18 protein-coding genes are annotated in these 17958 nt (G+C 64.0%); 7 read left to right on the top strand and 11 right to left on the bottom strand.

The genetic code is table 11. From position 1 onward, the window contains the following. Positions 1-3: 3 nt before the first annotated feature. The 4 genes from BB934_RS10510 to BB934_RS10495 form a co-directional block, all read right to left on the bottom strand. Positions 4-1062: a sugar phosphate isomerase/epimerase family protein gene (locus BB934_RS10510; RefSeq protein ID WP_099509581.1), complete on the bottom strand. Its 1059-nt coding sequence runs from the start codon at positions 1060-1062 to the stop codon at positions 4-6. A 189-nt stretch (positions 1063-1251) separates the two neighbouring features. After that, the gene (locus BB934_RS10505; protein ID WP_099509580.1) at positions 1252-2202 is read right to left on the bottom strand and encodes a substrate-binding domain-containing protein; all 951 of its coding nucleotides are present in this window, start codon (positions 2200-2202) and stop codon (positions 1252-1254) included. Between the two features lie 65 nt (positions 2203-2267). After that, on the bottom strand, positions 2268-3266 hold the full coding sequence (locus tag BB934_RS10500) for an ABC transporter permease (RefSeq protein ID WP_099509579.1): 999 nt from the start codon (positions 3264-3266) through the stop codon (positions 2268-2270). Further along, positions 3263-4783 (bottom strand): sugar ABC transporter ATP-binding protein, encoded by a 1521-nt coding sequence (locus tag BB934_RS10495; RefSeq protein ID WP_099512734.1) that lies wholly within the window; start codon positions 4781-4783, stop codon positions 3263-3265. Before BB934_RS10495 ends, BB934_RS10500 begins: the two co-directional genes overlap by 4 nt. Positions 4784-5038: 255 nt before the next feature. On the opposite strand from BB934_RS10495, the gene BB934_RS10490 reads away from it, so the two are divergent. Further along, on the top strand, positions 5039-6100 hold the full coding sequence (locus tag BB934_RS10490) for a LacI family DNA-binding transcriptional regulator (protein WP_099509578.1): 1062 nt from the start codon (positions 5039-5041) through the stop codon (positions 6098-6100). A gap of 5 nt (positions 6101-6105) precedes the next feature. Here BB934_RS10490 and BB934_RS10485 read toward each other — a convergent pair whose 3' ends face one another. Then, a complete protein-coding gene (locus tag BB934_RS10485; RefSeq protein WP_099509577.1) occupies positions 6106-6486 on the bottom strand; it encodes a hypothetical protein in 381 nt (126 codons plus the stop codon). A 355-nt stretch (positions 6487-6841) separates the two neighbouring features. Here BB934_RS10485 and BB934_RS10480 point away from each other — a divergent pair, with 355 nt between their 5' ends. Next, the gene (locus BB934_RS10480) at positions 6842-7255 is read left to right on the top strand and encodes a VOC family protein (RefSeq protein ID WP_099512733.1); all 414 of its coding nucleotides are present in this window, start codon (positions 6842-6844) and stop codon (positions 7253-7255) included. 10 nt (positions 7256-7265) lie between these two features. Here the strand turns inward: BB934_RS10480 and BB934_RS10475 are convergent, their stop codons facing one another. Both BB934_RS10475 and BB934_RS10470 read right to left on the bottom strand, forming a co-directional pair. Continuing rightward, positions 7266-8897, bottom strand: coding sequence for an alpha-D-glucose phosphate-specific phosphoglucomutase (locus BB934_RS10475; protein ID WP_099509576.1), 1632 nt, complete (start codon positions 8895-8897; stop codon positions 7266-7268). 208 nt (positions 8898-9105) lie between these two features. After that, a complete protein-coding gene (locus BB934_RS10470; RefSeq protein WP_099509575.1) occupies positions 9106-9363 on the bottom strand; it encodes a hypothetical protein in 258 nt (85 codons plus the stop codon). Between the two features lie 183 nt (positions 9364-9546). Between BB934_RS10470 and BB934_RS10465 the strand changes: the two genes are divergently transcribed. After that, positions 9547-10533: a Bug family tripartite tricarboxylate transporter substrate binding protein gene (locus BB934_RS10465; RefSeq protein ID WP_099509574.1), complete on the top strand. Its 987-nt coding sequence runs from the start codon at positions 9547-9549 to the stop codon at positions 10531-10533. Between the two features lie 9 nt (positions 10534-10542). Here the strand turns inward: BB934_RS10465 and BB934_RS10460 are convergent, their stop codons facing one another. Continuing rightward, positions 10543-11355, bottom strand: coding sequence for a DUF1194 domain-containing protein (locus BB934_RS10460; RefSeq protein ID WP_237050244.1), 813 nt, complete (start codon positions 11353-11355; stop codon positions 10543-10545). Positions 11356-11614: 259 nt separating this feature from the next. On the opposite strand from BB934_RS10460, the gene BB934_RS10455 reads away from it, so the two are divergent. Then, complete coding sequence (locus BB934_RS10455) at positions 11615-12034, top strand: DoxX family protein (RefSeq protein ID WP_099509573.1); 420 nt, start codon at positions 11615-11617, stop codon at positions 12032-12034. 75 nt (positions 12035-12109) lie between these two features. On the opposite strand, the gene BB934_RS47010 is transcribed toward BB934_RS10455, so the two are convergent. Then, on the bottom strand, positions 12110-12949 hold the full coding sequence (locus tag BB934_RS47010) for a hypothetical protein (protein WP_157934124.1): 840 nt from the start codon (positions 12947-12949) through the stop codon (positions 12110-12112). Between the two features lie 4 nt (positions 12950-12953). Here BB934_RS47010 and BB934_RS10445 point away from each other — a divergent pair, with 4 nt between their 5' ends. From BB934_RS10445 to BB934_RS10435, 3 genes are all read left to right on the top strand, one after another. Further along, positions 12954-15116 (top strand): putative bifunctional diguanylate cyclase/phosphodiesterase, encoded by a 2163-nt coding sequence (locus BB934_RS10445; protein WP_157934123.1) that lies wholly within the window; start codon positions 12954-12956, stop codon positions 15114-15116. A 141-nt stretch (positions 15117-15257) separates the two neighbouring features. After that, the gene (locus BB934_RS10440) at positions 15258-16151 is read left to right on the top strand and encodes a response regulator transcription factor (RefSeq protein WP_237050243.1); all 894 of its coding nucleotides are present in this window, start codon (positions 15258-15260) and stop codon (positions 16149-16151) included. 234 nt (positions 16152-16385) lie between these two features. Continuing rightward, positions 16386-16601: a hypothetical protein gene (locus BB934_RS10435; RefSeq protein WP_099509570.1), complete on the top strand. Its 216-nt coding sequence runs from the start codon at positions 16386-16388 to the stop codon at positions 16599-16601. A 63-nt stretch (positions 16602-16664) separates the two neighbouring features. Here the strand turns inward: BB934_RS10435 and BB934_RS10430 are convergent, their stop codons facing one another. Next, complete coding sequence (locus BB934_RS10430; protein ID WP_099509569.1) at positions 16665-16865, bottom strand: hypothetical protein; 201 nt, start codon at positions 16863-16865, stop codon at positions 16665-16667. Between the two features lie 120 nt (positions 16866-16985). Further along, complete coding sequence (locus tag BB934_RS10425; protein ID WP_099509568.1) at positions 16986-17876, bottom strand: LysR family transcriptional regulator; 891 nt, start codon at positions 17874-17876, stop codon at positions 16986-16988. Positions 17877-17958: the final 82 nt, after the last annotated feature.

The following is a 17958-nucleotide window of genomic DNA, read 5'->3' as shown; positions in this document are numbered from 1 at the left end:
CGCTTATGCATCGATGCCGAGCATGCGGCGGTTGGCGGCCTCGTCCGTTCCGCCGGCGGCGAAATCGTCGAAGGCCTTTTCCGTCACGCGGATGATGTTGGCCTTGATGAACTCTGCACCTTCGCGCGCGCCGTCCTCCGGATGCTTGAGCGCGCATTCCCATTCGAGCACGGCCCAGGAATCGTAATCGTACTGCGCGAGCTTCGAGAAGATGGCGTTGAAATCGACCTGCCCGTCGCCGAGCGAACGGAAGCGGCCGGCGCGCTCGATCCAGCTCTCGTATCCGCCATAGACGCCGACGCGGCCGCTCGGGTTGAACTCCGCGTCCTTGGCGTGGAAGGCCTTGATGCGCTCATGATAGAGATCGATGAAGGCGACATAGTCGAGCTGCTGCAGCAGGAAGTGGCTCGGATCGTAATTGATGCAGGCGCGCTTGTGGCCGCCGACCGCATCGACGAAGCGCTCGAAGGTGGCGCCGTCGTGGATATCCTCGCCGGGATGGATCTCGTAGCAGACGTCGCAGCCCGCATCCTCATAGGCATCGAGGATCGGCGTCCACCGGCGTCCCAGCTCCTCGAAGGCCGTCTCGACGAGGCCGGCCGGACGCTGCGGCCAGGGATACATGAACGGCCATGCGAGCGCGCCGGAGAAGGTGACGCTGGCGTTGAGCCCGAGGCGCTTCGAGGCTTTCGCCGCCATCAGCATCTGGCTCACCGCCCATTCCTGCCGCGCCTTCGAATTGCCGCGCACCTCCGGTGCTGCAAATCCGTCGAAGGCCTCGTCATAGGCTGGATGCACGGCGACGAGCTGGCCCTGAAGATGCGTCGAGAGCTCGGTGATCTCCATGCCGTGCGAGTGCACGATTCCGGCAATCTCGTCGCAATAGGCGCCTGAATCCGCGGCCTTCTTGAGGTCGATGAGGCGGGCGTCCCAGGTGGGAATCTGGACACCCTTGTAGCCGAGGGAGGCCGCCCAGCGGCAGATCGCGTCGAGCGAGTTGAACGGAGCCTCGTCGCCTGCGAACTGCGCAAGGAAAAGGCCGGGGCCCTTCATGGTCTTCATGGGTGAACTCCTGGTATTCCCCTCCCCCTTGCGGGGAGGGGCAGGGGTGGGGGTGGCGCGACCGGGTGGCTGCTAAGAAAGTTAGGTTCTGTATGAACCCACCGTGTTCAAAAGTGGAGTAAAGCGCTCTGACTTTGCGATCCCCACCCTCAATCCCTCCCCGCAAGGGGGAGGGAAGAGGTGCGCCGCTTAGAACGGCGAGTTCGGGAAGTAGTGATCCTTGGCGTTGTCCTTCGTGATCAGCTGGGCGTTGAGCACGTAGGTGCCGCGCATCGGGGCGCTGGTGTAGAAGTTCGCCGCGGTGACGACCATGGCGGTGGCGATCATCGACGGCGGATAGGACACGTCGGCGGGGATCATCTTGTCGCCGTCCATCACCTTCTTGATCATGTCCTTCATGCCGGCGCCGCCGAGGACGAACTTGATGTCCTCGCGCTTGCCCTGACGGATGGCTTCCATGATGCCGAGCGCCATGTCGTCGTCGGAGGCCCAGACCGCGTCGATCTTCGGATGCTTGGCGAGGTAGTCCTGCATCACCTTGAAGGCATCGTCGCGGTTCCAGTTGGCATATTGCTTGTCGATCACCTTCACGCCCGAGCCTTCGAGAGCCTTCTCGAAGTTCGTTACGCGCTCCTCGTCGATCACCGTGGGAATGCCGCGGAAGACCACCACATTGCCCTGCTTCAGGTTGTCGACGAAGTACTTGCCGGCCACGCGGCCGAACTCGGGGTTGTTGCCGGCCACATAGATGTCCTGGATCGACGGATCCTTGAGGCCGCGGTCGACCACCGTGATGAAGGTGCCGCGCTTCTTGATCTCGCGGACGGGGTTCGTCAGCTCATCCGAGTTGAAGGGCAGGACCACCAGCGCATCGACCTTCTGCGAGGTGAGATCATCGAGCGCGTTCGCCTGCGATGCGCCGTCGGGCGAGGTCTTCACCACGACCTTGATGCCGGGATAGGTCTTTTCGAGCTGCTTGGCCGTCTCCTGGGCGTGATAGACGACGCCGCCGGTCCAGCCATGGGTCGCGGCCGGGATCGAGACGCCGATCGTCACGTTCTTCTGCTGGGCCATCGCGCCGGTGGCGACGCCGGCCATCAGGCCTGCTGCCATTGCGATCTTCAGTACCGTTGCTTTCATGTCATTCCTCCCTGAAGAGTTGTTCTAAGCCCTTTGTCCCTTGTCCGGTGGGCTTAAGCCCGGTTTCATCGCCCGCGGTGGACTGACCGCTGCACGAGCATGGCGATAATGATGATGGCACCCTGAACCGCGCCCACGAGAAATTCGGAGACGAAGTTCGACAGCACCATGATGTTGGCGACGAGTTCGAGGATCACCGCGCCGACCACCGTGCCCCAGACGCGGCCGATGCCGCCCCGAAGCGCCGTGCCGCCGATGACCACGGCCGTGATGGCCTGCAATTCCCACAGGAGGCCCGTCGTCGGGGTAGCCGAGCCGAGGCGCGGCACATAGACCAGCACCGCGATGCCGACGCAGATGCCCTGGATGATGTAAGTGAGCGTGCGCACGCGCCAGATCGGCACGCCGGAATAGCGCGCCACATCCTCGTTGGAGCCGAGCGCCACCACGTGGCGGCCGAAGGAGGTGCGGTAGAGGATCAGCGCACCGATGGCGGCGACGACGAGAAATGCGATGATCGGGATCGGAACGCCGAAGATGCTGCCGAAATAGACCGGGCGATACATCTCACGCAGATCGAAATTGCGCATGGTGATGGTGCCGCCTGCCGCGAGCCAGATCACGAGCGAGCGGAAGATACCCATGGTGCCGAGCGTCACGATGAAGGGCTCGATGCGTCCGAAGGTGACGATGAGGCCGTTCGCCAATCCGCAGGCGGCGCTCAGCGCGATGGCGGCGAGCATGCCGATGGCAAGCGTCCCCAGGTCGCCCCCGCCGAGATTGTTCAGGGTCAGGATCATGACGCCGGCCGTCAGCGCCGCCATGGAGCCGACCGACAGATCGAGCCCGCCGCCGGCGATGACGAAGGTGGCGCCGACCGCGATGATGGCTATGAAGGCCGAGCGCGTCACCACGTTGAGCAGGTTCGACGCGGTCAGGAAGTCGGGATTGATCAGTGCGCCTGCGATCACGAGCACGATCAGCGCGATGAAGGGCGCGAGCGCCCGCATGTCGATGGTGAAGCGGCGCTTCTCGGCGCCGGTGCGAAGCACGGTTTCGGTCATGCGTGGCCTGCGGCGATTTCCGCCGCCCTTTCTTCATGAACGCCTGTGGCGAGATAGACGATGGAATCCTCGGACAGGTCGCCTTGAGCGACCTCGCCCGCGACGCGCCCGTTGCGCATCACCACGACCCGGTGGCACAGCCCGATCAGCTCCTGCATCTCGGAGGAGATGACCACGACGGCGCGGCCTTCCGCGGCGAGCGAGGCGATGAAGCGGTAGATCTGCTCCTTGGTGCCGATATCGACGCCGCGCGTCGGCTCGTCGATGATGACGATGCGTGGCTCCACCAGCATCATCTTGGCGAGCAGGAGCTTCTGCTGGTTGCCGCCGGAGAGTTGCCCCGCCAGCAGATCGCGGCGCCGGGTGCGGATGTCGAAATCCTTGATCGCCTTGTCGAGCGCCTGCTCCTCGGCGGCCCCGTCGATGAACGATCCGCGGGTGAACTTCTCCAGCGCCGCCAGGGACAGGTTGACGCGCAGGTTCTGCTGCAGCAGCAGGCCTTTGCCCTTCCGGTCTTCGGAGAGATAGACGATGCCGGAAGCCATCGCCTCGCGGGCGTCGCGGAAATGAACCTGCTTGCCGTCGAGGGCGATCGTGCCATGGCCCGGGCGAAGCCCGACGATTCCCTCGAACAGCTCGGTGCGGCCGGCACCGATCAGGCCGCCGAAGCCGAGGATCTCGCCGAGATGCAGGCTGAAGGAAGCATTCTCCACGAAGCCCGGCACGACCATGTCGCGCACGCTCAGAAGCACTTGGTCGGAGGCTGTCTCCGGCTTTTCCGGATAGAGCTTGGACATGTCGCGCCCGACCATGAGGCGGGCCATCTCGAGCGGCTCCAGGCCTTCGATGTCGCGGGTCGCGATATGGCGTCCGTCGCGCAAAACCGTGACGCGATCGGCGATCGCCTTCACCTCGTTCAGGCGGTGGGAGATGTAGAGGACGGCGACGCCCTGGGCGCGCAGCTTGCGGATGATCTCGAACAGGCTCTCGGCCTCGATGGGCGTGAGAACGGCCGTCGGCTCGTCGAACGCGACGACCTTATGCGGCACCAGCAGGGCGCGAGCGATCTGCACGAGCTGCCGGTCAGCGATGGAGAGGCGGCTGACCTGCCGGTCCGGGTCGATGCCGGTGCCGAGCTCACGCAGGATGGCGCGCGCCCGCTCGCGCATGGTCGCGTCGTCGACGAAGCCGAAGCGCCGGATCTCGCGCCCGAGAAAGAGATTTTGCGCCACCGTCAGGTCGGGGGCGAGCAGGATCTCCTGGTGAACGAGAACGATGCCCTGGCTTTCCGCAGCAACCGGCCCCGAGAACGTGACCGGCCGGCCGTTCAGATGAAGATTGCCTTTTGTGGGCGCGAGATGGCCCGAGAGGATGCGCATCAGGGTCGACTTGCCGGCGCCGTTCTCCCCGATGACCGCATGCACCTCACCGGGCTTCAGGTCGAGCGAAATCCCGCTCAGGACCTCGATGGGCCCGAAGGACTTGGAGATGCTCTCTGCGCGAAGAACGGATTCCATGAACTGCTCCGGATGAGCGACATCGCTCACGCCCGCTTGGGCGAAGGAGGTGGCCGGCGAGACTGTGCCGGTGACGTTCAGCTGGAAGAGGCGTGAGCTGGCATTCGTTTCCTCCTGCTTGCGGCCTGTCCTCTTTCGGGACCTTTGCGCCTTAAAAGCCCTCGACACCTGCGAAGAAGGCCCATGTAATCGTTTACATGAAACTTTACCGAAACGGCGGCTTCTGTCAAACAGAACCATCGTAGGGGGAGATCCATGGACGAGGCCGGGCAGGGAGACAGATCGGAGCAGGAGGGCGTTTCACTCCGCGCCGCCCGCATTCAGGATGTCGCGAAGCTCGCCGAAGTCTCGACCGCTACCGTCAGCCGTGCTCTTGCCACGCCGGAGCGCGTCTCGCCCGAAGCGCGGGCGAGGGTACAGGAGGCCATCGCCAAGACGGGCTATGTGCCGAATCTCGCTGCGCGCAGCCTGCGCTCGCAGAAAACCGGCATGGTGCTGGTGGTCCTGCCGGATCTCGCGAACACGTTCTTTTCCAAGATCCTGCGCGGCATCGAGGAAACCCTCTTCGAGGCCGGCTACGGCATGATCATCAGCGATCTCGATGGCTCGCCCGAAAAGGAGGCGCATTTCGCGGCCTTCACCGCGGCGGGGCGCGTGGACGGCGCCATTCTCCTCAACGGCCACCTGTTCGGTCAGACCCGCGAAGGGGAGGGCAAGCCCGCCAGGATCACGATCCCGCTCGTCGCGCTCTGCGAGGCGATCCCGGGTGCCGACATTCCGCAGATCGAGATCGACAACCGGGCTGCCGCAGCGCGGATGACGCGGCATCTGGCCTCCCAGGGGCACCGCAGCATCGCCTATGTGAGTGGCCCCGCCATCAATATCCTGGAGCGCGAGCGCTTTCAGGGCTTCAAGGACGGGCTGGAGGCTGCCGGCCTGCCGTTCGATCCCGACCTGGTCATTCCGGGGGATTACACGGTCGCATCCGGCGTTACGGCCGGTCAGAATCTGCTGGCGCGATCCAGCCGTCCGAGCGCCGTCTTCTGCACCAGCGACGAGATGGCCATCGGCCTCATGCGCACCCTTTTCTCCGCCGGGCTGCGCGTGCCCGACGATATCTCCGTTGCCGGTTTCGACGATATCGAGTTCGCGGCAGTGGCGGAGCCGGCCCTGACCACGATCCATCAGCCGCGGCGCGAACTGGGGCAGGCGGCTGCGACCGTCCTCATCGATCTGCTGCAGGGTCGCCCGACGCCCAAGAGGATCAGGCTGGACACGGAGCTCGTCATCCGCGACAGCGTCGTGTCGCGGACCTGAACAGCTCAGAACATCGAGAAGGCGCCGACGAACAGCACCAGGACGAGGCCGATGAAGCCGACATAGGCATAAAGGGCCTTGTGGGAGTTGCGGTGGGCATAGCTATCGGTCTCGGCTCCGCCTTGCCAGCGTGTGGACGCTTCCTGGTGCCGGGCAAGGTCGATCCGTTCCGGACTCGGCGGCGTCCCCGCAGCCTCGTCGTCGGTGCCCAGCGGTGAAAGGCCGGGGTCGAGCATATCGTTCTTATCCCCGGTGCGGCCGCTGTCGATGTCGCCCTTCAGCTGCGCGGTCGTGGAGCCTGCGTTCATGGGCGGCGCGTCCACCGGCTTGATCGTGTAAGCCGGCGGGATATCGCTGCTATCGCGGTCGTCAGAACGGGTGGACATGAGAACTCTCCCGGGCTCCGCCAGAACATCGGCTCAGCAATGCGTTGAGGGGAAACCACCGGGCGTTCCGAGATGTTCCTGCCAGCCGGGGTCGGAGTGGCAGGCAAGAAAAAAGGCCGTTGTTGCCAACGGCCCGAAGTTTAGGGAGGAAACGCCCAAGAAGGGCAGCAACGCAGCGACGCCAATCGCCGTGTTGCAATGCAATAGATAAGGTGTGGGGCAGCGGCCTTCAAGATCAAAAGGTCAGCATCGTTGCCCAATTTTTCGCCTCCCGAAATGCCAGGGAATTTAAGGATAGCTGGACGCGGGACCGGGACCGGAGGACAAAATGGAGGCAGGAGGAATGCCTGTTGCGATGCCCAAGCTGAACGCCGTTCTCGAAACCGCGCTTTATGTGGACGACCTGCCTCGTGCCAAGGCCTTCTACGAGAGCGACCTCGGCCTGCCGCTTCTGTTCGGCAACCAGCGCATGTGCGCTTTCGATGTGGGCGGGAAAAGCGTGCTGCTTCTCTTCCTGCGCGGCGGCTCGAACGAGCCGATGCCGACGCCGGGCGGGACGATCCCGCCCCATGACGGGCAGGGGCCGCTGCATATCGGCTTCGCCGTATCGGCGGAGGAGCTGGCCGATTGGGAGGCGCTGCTGACGACGCGCGGGATCGCCATCGAGAGCAGGACGACCTGGTCCCGGGGCGGGACCAGCCTCTACTTCCGGGATCCGGACGGCCATCTGCTGGAGTTGGCGACGCCGGGGCTCTGGGCGATCTACTGAGCGTCAGGAATCAGGTCACGACGCTCGGCTCGCCGCGCCCGGTGCGGGCGGCAATCTCCGCGATCTCGTTTGCCGCCTGCACGACCGGCGCCAGCACATCGGCGGTCGGCAGGTCGTGCCGGTCCGCATTCGGCTCGAAGCGCTCGAGATAGACCCTGAGCGTCGCGCCCGAGGTGCCGGTTCCCGACAGGCGGAACACGGCGCGCGCATCCTCCTCGAAGAGAATGCGGATGCCCTGCTTCGGCGTCACCGATTGGTCGACCGGATCCGTATAGGCGAAGTCGTCGCAGGCCTTGACCGTGAGCCCGCCGAAACGCTGGCCGGGCAGGGTGGGAAGCTTGGCGCGCAGGGCGTCCATCAGCGCGTTAGCCGGTGCCGTCTCGAGCTCCTCGTAATCGTGGCGCGTGTAGTAGTCGCGCCCGAAACTGGCCCAATGCTCGCGCACGATTTGATCGGCGGGCTTCTTCGTGACGGCGAGGATGTTGAGCCAGAGGAGCACGGCCCAGAGGCCGTCCTTCTCGCGGATATGGTTCGAGCCCGTGCCCGCGCTCTCCTCGCCGCAGAGCGTGATCAGGCCCGCATCGAGCAGGTTGGCGAAGAACTTCCAGCCCGTGGGCGTCTCGAAGCAATTGATGCCGAGCTTCTCCGCGACCCGGTCGGCGGCACGGCTCGTCGGCATCGAGCGCGCCACGCCGGCGAGGCCCTTGGCATAGCCCGGTGCCAGATGGGCGTGGCTCGTGAGGATGGCGAGGCTGTCGCTCGGCGTCACGAAAAGCCCTTTCGCCACGATCATGTTGCGGTCGCCGTCGCCGTCTGAGGCCGCGCCGAAATCGGGCGCATCGGGACCGTACATCAGCTCCATGAGGTCATGGGCATGGACGGGGTTCGGATCGGGATGATGGCCGCCGAAATCCGGCTTCGGCTCCGCGTTCACGACCGTGCCCGCCGGTGCGCCGAGACGCTCTTCGAGGATCGTCTTGGCATAGGGGCCGGTGATGGCGCTCAACGCATCGAAGCGCATGCGGAAACCGGAGCGGAACAGCTCGGCGACCTCGTCGAAATCGATCAGCTGCTCCATCAGCTCGGCATAATCCGCGACGGGGTCGATCACCTCGACCGCCATGTCGCCGACCTTGGTTTCTCCGATGCGGCCGAGATCGATGTCAGGCGCATCGACGATCTTGTATTCGGCAAGCTCGCTCGCGCGCTTGAACACCGCCTCCGTGAAGGATTCCGGCGCCGGTCCGCCATGGGACATGTTGAACTTGATGCCGAAATCGCCGTCAGGTCCGCCGGGATTGTGGCTGGCCGAGAGCACGAGGCCGCCGATGGCCTTGTGCTTGCGGATCACGCAGGAGGCGGCCGGCGTGGACAGCAATCCCTTCTGGCCGACGAGAACGCGGCCGAAGCCGTTCGCAGCCGCCATCCTGATCGCGATCTGGGCCACGGAATCGTTGAAGAAGCGTCCGTCTCCGCCGATCACCAGGGTCGCGCCTTCCTTGCCGTCGACGGTGTCGAAGATCGACTGGACGAAGTTCTCAACATACCGGGGCTTCTGGAAGACGGTGACCTTCTTGCGCAGGCCGGAGGTGCCGGGGCGCTGGTCGGAAAACGGTGTCGTCGGGATGCGGGTGGTCGCCATCGGTGCAGATCACTTCCTTGAGCGCTCTCTCGAGCCTGTTCTCGGTCCTTCAGCGATCCCGTTCGGGATCGCAACCATTTTAGGGTCGCTCAAGGCAGATGCCACTGCCAAGATGAAGGCAGCATGAAGGTCTGGCAGCCGGGTGGAACATTCTTTCGAAAGCTCTGGCACATCCTGCCAGCGGATGTGCCAGAGTTCGAAAAGGAGGTCAGGGATCGTTGCCGGAGGGCTTCTTCGAAGCGTTCTCGGCTTGAGCCGGGCCGGTGACGGGGAGCGCGTCGCCTGCCGGCTTCACCTCCTCGGGATTCGAGACGGTCTTGCTGACGGGCTCCCGCGGCGGTTCCTTCTGCGGCGGAGGACCTGCAACGGCCGAGCCGCCCATGTAGGAGGGCGGATCGCTGGCCGGGAAGGAATATTCCGAGCCGGCATCGACGAGGTCATCTTCGGCCTTCTTATTCTCGCCCATTCATCTCTTCTGTTCTGCAAAGCCTCGGGTTGCTCCACGAGAGAATGCAGGGAATGGCGCTCATGTTTCAGGCCTGGCGGTAAAATCGGGAAGGTTCGCCTATTCGACTCTGGTCCGTGTGCTCCGCCCCGCTATCTGCTGCCGGACGCCAAAACCATACGGACCGATGTCCGGGAGAACGCCATGAGCCAGACGCGTCGCAGCCTTCTCACGTCCCTGGCCGCCGCTTCAGCGGCATCGGCCCTGGCGCCATGGGGAGCCTTTGCCCAAGCCGCCTATCCGACGCGACCGGTCAAGGTGATCGTTCCCTATGCGGCCGGCGGCGGAACGGATTTCTTCGCGCGTCTCGTCTTCGGCGCCATGGGCGAGCAGCTCGGGCAGCAATTCGTCATCGAGAACCGGCCCGGCGCCGGCACCAATATCGGAGCCGAGGCGGCCGCGCGCGCCGAGCCCGACGGCTACACGCTGCTCTTGGGCGACACGGCGACCTTCGCCACGAACCGCACCCTCTACCGCAAGATCTCCTTCGATCCTTACAAGGATTTCAGCCCGATCTCGCTGACCGGGCGCTTCGCCCTCGTGCTCCTCGTCAATACGAACAAGCTGCCGGTGACCTCCGTCCAGGAGATCGTGGCGGAGGCGAAGAAGACGCCCGGTCGCATCAACTATGCGACGCCGGGCTTAGGGAGCCCGTTTCACCTCGCCACGGAGCTGCTCTCGCAGGGGACGGGGATCAAGCTGACCCACGTGCCCTATCGCGGCGCGGCACCGGCCGTGCAGGACCTCGTGGCCGGGCAGGTCGACATGATGTTCATCGATTTCACCACCGCCCGCTCGCAGATCTCGGGGCCGATCCGGGCGGTGGCCGTGGCATCGCCGCAGGAATTCGCCGGCCTGCCGGGCGTGGCGCCGGTGGCGGCCCATCATCAAGGCTTCGAGGCCTGGGCCTGGCAGGGCTTCGTCGCGCCGGCCGGGACGCCGCCCGAGATCGTCGCGAAGCTCAACGAGACCTATCGGCGAGTGGTCGCCAATCCGGAGATCCGCGCCAAGCTCGTTGCGGCCGGCATCGACGTGCTGCAGAGCTCGCCCGCCGAGATGGCGGCCTATATGCGGGAGGAGGGCGCCAAGTGGGATACGGTCATCAAAACGGCCGGCATCACCCTGGAATAGGAAGGCACCTCAATTGCGGTCCCAGCGATCCCACCGGTTCCAGCGGTCGCCGTCCTGGCAGTTGACGGGCGGGTCCGCCTGAACCTTCCGGATCAGTGCCTCCGCGGGCGCCGGCAGGGCAGCGATCTCGCGGATGATCTTGGTCCGGATCGCGTCGGCGAAATGCTGCCGCTCGCGCACCGGGACCAGGAAGGCTCCTTCTCCGCCGATCACGCAGCTCTTGTAGTAGAGATCGAGATGCTCCATGTCGCCGAAGCCGCTCGGGCGCTTTAGCATGATGGGAAGCCCGTTGATGGTGATGCCCTTGGCCACGGCCTCGTCACGCGCCGCGATCACGCCGCGCCCGCTGCTGTTGGGCCCGTCGCCCGAGACGTCGATGACCCGGCGGACCGGCTCGACGCCGGTCTGATCGAGCAGCTTCACGCCGAAATCGATCGCGCCGGAAATCGAGGTCCGCCGCAGGCGGCCGATCGGATTGTCCCTGAGACCCTCGGCGAATTTCACGGCGCTCTCGGGGCCGTCGATGATGGTCCAGGGCACGATGACGTTCTGGTGCTCGACGCCGGACCATTCCATGTAGGTCACGATGATCCGCCCCAGCATGCCGTTGCGGATGGCGTCGTGCACCACAGGTGAATGGAAGGCATCCATGAAGCCCTGGCGCTGGAGCTCCTGCTCGTCGGGGTCCATCGAGCGCGAGACGTCGACCGCCAGAACCAGGGCCACATCGACCTCGGCCTCCTCGGCTCTGGCATCCGGGGCAGGGAACCACAGCGCCGCCGCCATGGCGGTCGCCAGCATGCCGAGAAGCCTCCGTTTCATCCCTGCCTCCATTCTGCTGAGCAAGGAAGCTGACAGGAAATGTCATTCCGGCAAGGCTGGATGATGCCGGATGCAGGCCGAACCGGCTCAATTTAGCGTGAGCGCATTGTGAAATTCCGGAAGGGGAGCAGCCGGCTGCGGGCCGGATCGACAGGAATATGCGTAGGGTGCCGTTCCTCTTCCCTAGCGATGCGATATAACCGGGACGGGACAGGCCCGGCCTTGCCGGTCCGGGTCCTGCACAGGAGGTTCGACTAGCATGTTCGCCGCTCTCGATCGTTGGTCGCCCTATGCGCTGGCCGTTCTGAGAATCGTCACGGCGCTCCTTTTCCTGGAGCATGGAACGCAGAAGCTCTTCGGCTTTCCGGCTCCCCCGGAGGGCGGCACGCCAGCGCTCTTCTCCCTTTTCGGCATCGGAGCCATCCTCGAGCTGATCGGCAGCCTGCTCCTCCTGGTGGGCTTGTTCACCCGGCCGGTGGCCTTCCTCCTCGCCGGCGAGATGGCGGTCGCCTATTGGATGTTCCACGCTCCCCAGAGCCCCTATCCCGTCCTGAACGGCGGCGATGCCGCCATCCTGTACTGCTTCGTGTTCCTGCTGTTCGTGTTCACCGGCCCGGGCGCCTGGAGCATCGATGGGGCCACGCGGCCGTCGGGCAGGCGCCATTCCTGGGAGCGCTGACCGGGCTGTTGTCCACAGGCAAGAAGAGTTGGACCGCGAGGTCGCATTCTCCTACCCCGAAAGAGCGGGATCACTTCACCGACCCACGCGTTTATTGTCGGAATGGTTCTGACACGCCCCCGGATTTTTCTTCAGGGCGCCGGAAGCGGATAAAGCCAGAGCCAGTTGCGTTGCGTGGGAGTGGACATGGCCGAGATCATCGCGTTCAAGGATCTCAAGAGAATTGCGGATCGCTGCGAGGTTCTGACGCTTTTCGAGCCCAAGCGGCCTGCAGCGAAGCGCACGAAGGCTTCTCCCGAGGCCGGGGCCTTCGAATTTCCGAGCTGCCGCCCCTTCATCTCCGGCAACCTGACGGACCTTTTCGAGCAGGCGAACGCGGTGGCCATGCGCCATCACCACGGCGACCCCAAGGTGTCGGCCGCGATCGCCGAAAAGTGCCTCGAGCTGATCCAGGCGCTGGAACTCCACGCAGAACCGGAATGAACCGCTTCGTCCGCCGGAGATGAAGCCGCGGCCCGTTAACCCTGCTTGTTTGTAGTCTTGCCGATAGGTAAGTCGCCTCATTGACTCTTCGCCGGGGCTGTAGAAATGTTCAGCCCTGAACATGATACCTGTGGCTGGTTGAGTTGTTTGCCGGATGCCGCGCAACTCAAAGGCATGATGCCATCCTGCCAGGTCGGTGCGAATCCGGCGGTTCTCATCCCCAATCCCTGTTTTAATCGATCTCGGCCGTCGGACTTCACCGTCCGACCGGCGCCGAGGCCGTTCCGGTATCGCCGTGTCGAAGGCTTTGTTATTTTTCAATCGTCCAGAGCAGTCCTTTTTGCGCAGCATCCTGCTGCCGGTCTTGCTCGTCGCGTTTGCGACCTTCTCTCTCGGCGCCTTCTCGATTTTCCGGGCGGTCGGCAGCAGCAACGAGATGTCCGCAGAACGCCAGCTTCGGACCGCGGACCGCAGCATCCGCGCCGCCGTTCAGGAACTCGCCCAGCAGCAGGAGATGGTGGCCGTCTGGGACGATCTGGTGATGGAGCTCGGTCAGAACGAGCTCGATCTCAAATGGATCGATGCGAATATCGGCGTATGGCTCTGCAAGACTTTCGGCCAGGACGAAGTCTATATCCTGAACGAGCGCGACGAGCCGATTTCAGCCGCCATCGCCTCCGAACGCGTGTCCGTGCGCGACTATGATCGGGTGCGCGCGCAGATCGGCAACCTCGTCTCAGGCCTCCGGCAAGGTTCCGACACGGCTCACGGACAGCATATCGCGGGTCCCGGCGCGTCTGACTATCTTGTCACCGGCCGTGCGGTTCACGATGCCCATCTGCTCGAGCTCCTCGGCCGGCCTGCGGCCGTGAGCGTGATGAAGATCGTGCCCGAATCCGACGCGGTTCCGCAACTTCGCGGGCGCGAACACTTGCTCGTGAGCATCCGATTTCTCGATGGAAGCTTCATCAAGCAGATCTCCGACCGAAACCTGATCGAAGGCCTTCGCTTCTCCGTGATCGACAGCCCTCAGGTCGGCGAGATCTCCGTTCCCGTCCCTTCCGATGCCAGAGGGCGCATCGGCTACTTCATCTGGAGGCCGGAACTTCCGGGAAACCGGATTCTTTCGTCCGTCGGTCCTGCGACCGCGGTCGCGGCGATCGCGATCCTGCTTCTTCTCGGCGCGCTCATCTATCGGCTGAAGCAATCGACGGCGGCTCTGGAGAGGACGGTGCTCGAGCTGAAGGCAAGCGAGGCCCATGCTCATCATCTGGCTTTCCACGACGTGCTGACCGGATTGCCGAATCGGGCGCTGTTCGAGGATCGGCTGAACCACGCCATCGCCCGCACGCAGGAGGGCGCGCGCATCGCGGTGATGATGCTCGATCTCGACCGCTTCAAGCATGTCAACGATACGCTCGGGCATCACGCGGGCGACAGCCTGATCCGCGATTTTTCCATTCGGTTGGCGAAGCTTCTCGGCGAGCGCGACACGGTCACACGGCTGGGTGGCGACGAATTCGCCATCCTGCATGTGTCGGTGGCAGGCACGAACAGCGCGGAACGGTTGTGCGAGCGCATCCTTGCCGTGGCCTTGGAGCCTTACGACGTTCTGGGAAACCAGGTGTTCGTCGGCACGAGCATCGGCCTCGTCCTTGCGCCCGATGGGAGCGCAGACCGCGTCGAGCTTCTGCGCCGGGCGGACATTGCGCTCTACCGCGCCAAGGCGGAGGGGCGGAACTGCTTCCGGACCTTTACGTCGGAGATGGACGAGACCATCAATGTGCGCCGGATCGTCGAGGAGGAGCTTCGCATCGCGCTCGACGCCGATGACGGCCTCGAAGTGGCCTACCAGCCGCAGATCGCAGCGGGCGGTGCGATCGTCGGTGTCGAGGCGCTGATCCGCTGGCGGCACCCGGTGCGCGGTTTCATTCCGCCGAGCCAGTTCATTCCGGTCGCGGAGCAGACCGGGCTGATCGTGCCGCTCGGCGAGTGGATTCTGCGCCAGGCCTGTCAGGCCGCGCAAAGTTGGCCCAATCTCTTCGTCTCGGTGAATCTGTCGCCGGTGCAGTTCCGGACCGCGAACTTCGCCGAGCAGGTCATCGCCATCGTACGCGAAACCGGCTGCGATCCGCGGCGGGTCGAGCTCGAGGTGACGGAGAGCGTTCTGCTCGATGAAGTATCCGCGACCGCCGATGCGCTGCGGACCTTGCGCGAGGCGGGTTTTCGCATTGCGCTCGACGATTTCGGCACGGGCTATTCGAGCTTGGGTTATCTGCATCGATTCGAGGTCGACAAGATCAAGATCGACCGGTCCTTCACGCAGAGCCTGGGACAGGGCACGAAGGCGGCGGCCGTCATCAAGGCCATCGTGTCGCTCGGCCATGCCATGTCGTTGACCGTCACCGCCGAAGGCGTCGAGACTGAGACGCAGAAGAACTTTCTTCACAATGCCGGCTGCAACGAGATGCAGGGCTATCTGTTCTCGAAGCCGATCCCCGAGAAGCAGGTCACGCGAATGCTGAGCCGCGCCTCGTCGAGTGCAGCGCAGCCTTATGTGGAAGGCTGCCAGTTTTCAAAGCAGGCCGAGTGCGTGTGATGGCGAATCATTGTAGCAGGTATGGAACATCGATCGGACGGATTACTCATTCCGTGCCATGGCATCCGCAAGGAGTGGTGTACCTCTTTCGGTCTTGCGAATTTGAGGAACCTATACCTCCTGGAGCGGTTGTCGGCAGGCATGATCCGGCACCGGATCGGCTTTCCGGATATGGCGCCTTTCAACCAAGGCTTCTCGCCTGATCATCAAAAGGCGATCGGCGTCACGATCCTCGACTGCGCATCGCCGAACACGAACAAGGGGCATAAAATCATGGGGCACGACGTTGTCTACAAGGAGCAGATCCTCCCGATCGCCCAGGACCCTTTTGAGAATGTGACGACGGTGCTGATCTGCCAGAACTTTCTGCTGCGTGCCGGACTCCGCCATATCCTCTCCGGAACCCGCTTCACTCCGGCCGACGACGTCAGCGAAGACATGAAAGGCCTGCGGGCCTTCGCCGACAAGGTGCCCGTCCTCGTCGTCATCTGCGAGGCCTGGACGCCGGAGCAATATGCGGCCTCGATACAGGAACTGAAGGCGCATTGCCCTTCGGCGCGCGTCATCCTTCTCACCGATACCATGGATCCTGAAACGGTTCCGCAACTCTGCCGGTCAGGCGTCGACGGCTTCTGCCCGACGAACATGGAGCGCCCCACGCTCGTCAAGGCATTCGAGATGGTGATGCTCGGCGAAACCTTCATCCCGGCGTCCATTGGCCTCGCCCTTCTCGACCAGATGCGGCGTGCACCGGCGGGCGGCCTCGCCTCTGCGGCCGCCATACCGGCCAACGACACCCTCAGGCTCCTGAACAAGCTGTCGGAGCGCGAAGCCCAGATCCTGCGCTGCCTCACGCTGGGGTCCTCGAACAAGGTGATTGCGCGGGAACTCGGTGTTGCAGAGGCGACGGTGAAGGTGCATATCAAGGCGATCCTGCGCAAGGTGAAGGCGAGCAACAGGACACAGGCTGCCATGTGGGCGGCCGGGCATTTCAGCGCCGCACAGAACGGCGAGACCCAGACCCCAGGGGAATAAGAATATTTGTCGGTGCCTCCGGCGCCAGACCCCGCCCGCAGCGCACGTCATCCCTCTTCGGGTATGGCGTCATACCTCTATGGGAGTAGTCCAAGTGGCGAATTGCGGATCAGTCGAATCGGACGGTACTCCTGATATCGTCCTGACGGCGACCCAGTAAAACTGTTCCGTATCGCGTAATCGCGCCTCAGGCCAACCGAGAAGAAATCACCTCAATGGTGCGGCGGGGCATACATGAATTATCAGATAGAACTGGTTGCTCGTGCATTTTACGATGCCGAGTATGACGATGGCTCATGGGAGTTCGAGGCGGAATACATCAAGCAGGAGTACCGGGAATACGCCAGCAACGCCATCGATCTTCTTCACGAAGACATCGGCGTCCTGCTCGTTGCTCTGGAGGGAGCGGCGGTGGAGGAGAGACCCGGCCGATCGAGAGCTGCCGCTTGAGCCAAACGCGGCCAGCCTGAAAGCTTGAGGATCGGGCCATCGGCTTGATCCTCAAGTCCGCCGTCAATGCAGATCCGGCGGCAGATCGACGATCCGCTTGATCTCGTAGACGACCAGCATCAGGAAAATCGACGTGATCACGAGGCCGAGCGCATGCGTGAATACGCTCATGCTGACGCCTGAGGCCGAGGAAACGAGGGCCAGCAGGATCAGGAAGGGAAGGCCGAGCGCAATCGCGAGAACGGCAATAAAGGATCGTGACATCGGGGCGGTCCCCAGGGGTTCGAAGGAAAACGGTAAATAGCCGAAGAAACGTGGAGAAAGTGAGATCGAGCGGTCTCCGTCCCGCGTGCCGTGCCTGTTCCGGGCCTGCGTTCCGCGTCCTCAAAAATCCCAGCGCTGAGCCTTCGAGACGAGAAAGTCGCGGAAGACCTGGACGCGTGCGACCGATCGCATCTCTTCCGGGTAGACGAGATAGCTGTCGAGCACCGGCATCTGCTCGTCTCTGAGAACCTGCTTGACCTTGGGATTGTTGCTCATCGCGTAATCCGGCGCCATGCCGATCCCGGCTCCGTTCTCGATGGCGTGCCGGAGCGCGAGGCTGTCGTTGACCACGAACCGGCTGGGGCGCGGATCGCGGGCCGGGCGCCCGATGCTCGTCAGGCGATGCAGGTCGAGGATGAAGGTCGGCTGGTCGCCGCCCAGGCAGACGATGGAGTGGCGGTCGAGATCCTCGATGCGCTCCGGCTCTCCGAAGCGCTCGAGATAAGCATGCGCGGCATAGGCATGGTACTGGATCGTGAAGAGGCGGCGCTGGATCAGGTCGGGCTGTGCCGGCCGGCGCAGGCGAATGGCGATGTCAGCCTCGCGCATGGAGAGGTCGAGCTCGTCGTTGGTCAGGATCAGCTGGACACGAACTTCCGGGTAGAGGTCGAGAAACTCCGTGATGCGCCGCGCCAGCCAGATGCCGCCGATGCCGACGGTGGCCGTCACCCTGAGATCGCCCGCCGGCCGCTCGCTCGTCTCCGTGAGGCGCTGGCGGGTCTCCTCCAGGCGAAGGCGGATGTCCTGCGCCGCCCGGAACAGCACGTCCCCGTGCTCGGTGAGGACAAGGCCGCGCGGATGCCGGTGAAACAGCGGGATCTTCAGGTCATGCTCGAGGGCGCTGATCTGCCGGCTGATCGATGACTGGTTGACGCCGAGCTTCTCGCCGGCGCGGGTGAAGTTGCCGGCGCTCACGACCTCGTAGAACAGCCTGATCTTGTCCCAGTCCAATCCAGTTCCTCGGGATGGCGGCTGCGGCCGCGTTGGTCGAGGCGCCCAAGAGAGACCGTGGCAGCCGCTCAGGTCAAGCCCT

The organism is Microvirga ossetica, assembly GCF_002741015.1.
GTDB lineage: Bacteria > Pseudomonadota > Alphaproteobacteria > Rhizobiales > Beijerinckiaceae > Microvirga > Microvirga ossetica.
Note: the sequence above shows the minus strand (reverse complement) of the source record. Positions and strands in the feature narration are given on the sequence as shown.

Excerpts from the sequence above, each read along its gene's own strand:
- BB934_RS10510 (WP_099509581.1), bottom strand. The coding sequence starts at position 1,062 with ATGAAGACCATGAAGGGCCCCGGCCTTTTCCTTGCGCAGTTCGCAGGC.
- BB934_RS10505 (WP_099509580.1), bottom strand. The coding sequence starts at position 2,202 with ATGAAAGCAACGGTACTGAAGATCGCAATGGCAGCAGGCCTGATGGCC.
- BB934_RS10500 (WP_099509579.1), bottom strand. The coding sequence starts at position 3,266 with ATGACCGAAACCGTGCTTCGCACCGGCGCCGAGAAGCGCCGCTTCACC.
- BB934_RS10495 (WP_099512734.1), bottom strand. The coding sequence starts at position 4,783 with ATGGAATCCGTTCTTCGCGCAGAGAGCATCTCCAAGTCCTTCGGGCCC.
- BB934_RS10490 (WP_099509578.1), top strand. The coding sequence starts at position 5,039 with ATGGACGAGGCCGGGCAGGGAGACAGATCGGAGCAGGAGGGCGTTTCA.
- BB934_RS10485 (WP_099509577.1), bottom strand. The coding sequence starts at position 6,486 with ATGTCCACCCGTTCTGACGACCGCGATAGCAGCGATATCCCGCCGGCT.
- BB934_RS10480 (WP_099512733.1), top strand. The coding sequence starts at position 6,842 with ATGCCCAAGCTGAACGCCGTTCTCGAAACCGCGCTTTATGTGGACGAC.
- BB934_RS10475 (WP_099509576.1), bottom strand. The coding sequence starts at position 8,897 with ATGGCGACCACCCGCATCCCGACGACACCGTTTTCCGACCAGCGCCCC.
- BB934_RS10470 (WP_099509575.1), bottom strand. The coding sequence starts at position 9,363 with ATGGGCGAGAATAAGAAGGCCGAAGATGACCTCGTCGATGCCGGCTCG.
- BB934_RS10465 (WP_099509574.1), top strand. The coding sequence starts at position 9,547 with ATGAGCCAGACGCGTCGCAGCCTTCTCACGTCCCTGGCCGCCGCTTCA.
- BB934_RS10460 (WP_237050244.1), bottom strand. The coding sequence starts at position 11,355 with ATGAAACGGAGGCTTCTCGGCATGCTGGCGACCGCCATGGCGGCGGCG.
- BB934_RS10455 (WP_099509573.1), top strand. The coding sequence starts at position 11,615 with ATGTTCGCCGCTCTCGATCGTTGGTCGCCCTATGCGCTGGCCGTTCTG.
- BB934_RS10445 (WP_157934123.1), top strand. The coding sequence starts at position 12,954 with ATGTCCGCAGAACGCCAGCTTCGGACCGCGGACCGCAGCATCCGCGCC.
- BB934_RS10440 (WP_237050243.1), top strand. The coding sequence starts at position 15,258 with ATGATCCGGCACCGGATCGGCTTTCCGGATATGGCGCCTTTCAACCAA.
- BB934_RS10435 (WP_099509570.1), top strand. The coding sequence starts at position 16,386 with ATGAATTATCAGATAGAACTGGTTGCTCGTGCATTTTACGATGCCGAG.
- BB934_RS10430 (WP_099509569.1), bottom strand. The coding sequence starts at position 16,865 with ATGTCACGATCCTTTATTGCCGTTCTCGCGATTGCGCTCGGCCTTCCC.